We start from the raw sequence: 1,014 nt of genomic DNA, 5'->3' as shown, positions 1-1,014 counted from the left end.
CGCCTTGGCTTAGGGGTTTTTCTTTGCCCATCGACCGCCTTTCCATACTTTTTGTCCACCCACTTATCTGTGGAATTCATAACATTGACAAATAAGGGGGGCGTTCATGAATTTTTCTTTCAACAAAAGAGTCCGTGAGGACATCATCCACACGTTTAACGTGCTGGCCTACGCAGGCGGTTTCACTCAGTTGGGCGTACTTGCTTACAACTTTTTCGAGCACGACAAGGGGATCTCTGGTTTCTTTGCTGCCATTGGGTATATTCTTGTATGCAAGAGCGTCGTTTGGCTGATCAAGGCCTGCGATGACTAACTTTCTACAAGGAGATCACCCATGAGTTCGGACATCGTTTTTTGGCAATGGATGGCTACAGCTCTAGTGGCTGTAGTCGGCTACCCACTGGCGTTTTTCGCTATACGATCCGCAAAAAAGGAAAAGCAGTCGCGCCATCATCAGCGGCACGCCTAATCTATCCACACACACCCCACCCCAACGCTTCGGCTTTGGGGTTTTTCTTTGCCTGCCTTTCCATACTTTTTGTCCAGCCCCTTGTTGTTGGTACTCACTTCGACACAAGGAGGATCTGTCGTGTCACTAAATTCTGATCAGAAGCATCATTTGGCAACCACATTCCGTATCATTGGAATCGCATTCTTTGGGTATTTTGGCTATCATGGGCTGAAAGACTTTGGTGAGCAATGGCCCTCGGTTCTGTGGTCTGCTGTCGTTTTTTCGCTAACAGAATTCAGCGCGATTACCATTCTGGAGGATTGACTTATGGGACACATACCCTACATTCCTGGGCTTTCACTGTTTACTGTTCTGGCCCTCATCGCACTAGGTATTGCACTCTGGTCGCGTAGGCACTAACCACCCCCACCCCAACGCTTCGGCTTTGGGGTTTTTCTTTGTCTATCGTTTCCACCCGCGATTGCGGATTTCCAGAGCCAGTTTCAGGTTCCTCTTTGCCCCGGACTCTCCCTGACTCCAGCGCCGGATACTTCGTGGGCTTA

3 protein-coding genes are annotated in these 1,014 nt (G+C 49.3%); all 3 read left to right on the top strand.

The annotated features are described in order from the left end of the window. Positions 1-106 precede the first annotated feature (106 nt). The 3 genes from AC2VLY_RS14975 to AC2VLY_RS14965 all read left to right on the top strand — a co-directional run bounded on the left by AC2VLY_RS14975 (position 107) and on the right by AC2VLY_RS14965 (position 775). Entirely contained in the window at positions 107-313 is a 207-nt protein-coding gene (locus tag AC2VLY_RS14975) for a hypothetical protein (protein WP_486922548.1), read from the top strand. Between the two features lie 21 nt (positions 314-334). Further along, positions 335-469 (top strand): hypothetical protein, encoded by a 135-nt coding sequence (locus AC2VLY_RS14970; protein WP_264674720.1) that lies wholly within the window; start codon positions 335-337, stop codon positions 467-469. 120 nt (positions 470-589) lie between these two features. Further along, positions 590-775 carry a hypothetical protein gene (locus tag AC2VLY_RS14965; RefSeq protein ID WP_486922546.1) on the top strand — a complete coding sequence of 62 codons (186 nt, stop codon included), beginning with the start codon at positions 590-592 and terminating at the stop codon, positions 773-775. Positions 776-1,014 lie beyond the last annotated feature (239 nt).

This window comes from Acidithiobacillus sp. TH-A36, assembly GCF_057473445.1.
Note: the sequence above shows the minus strand (reverse complement) of the source record. Positions and strands in the feature narration are given on the sequence as shown.

Coding starts and splice junctions, on each gene's coding strand:
- AC2VLY_RS14975 (WP_486922548.1), top strand. CDS start 107: ATGAATTTTTCTTTCAACAAAAGAGTCCGTGAGGACATCATCCACACG.
- AC2VLY_RS14970 (WP_264674720.1), top strand. CDS start 335: ATGAGTTCGGACATCGTTTTTTGGCAATGGATGGCTACAGCTCTAGTG.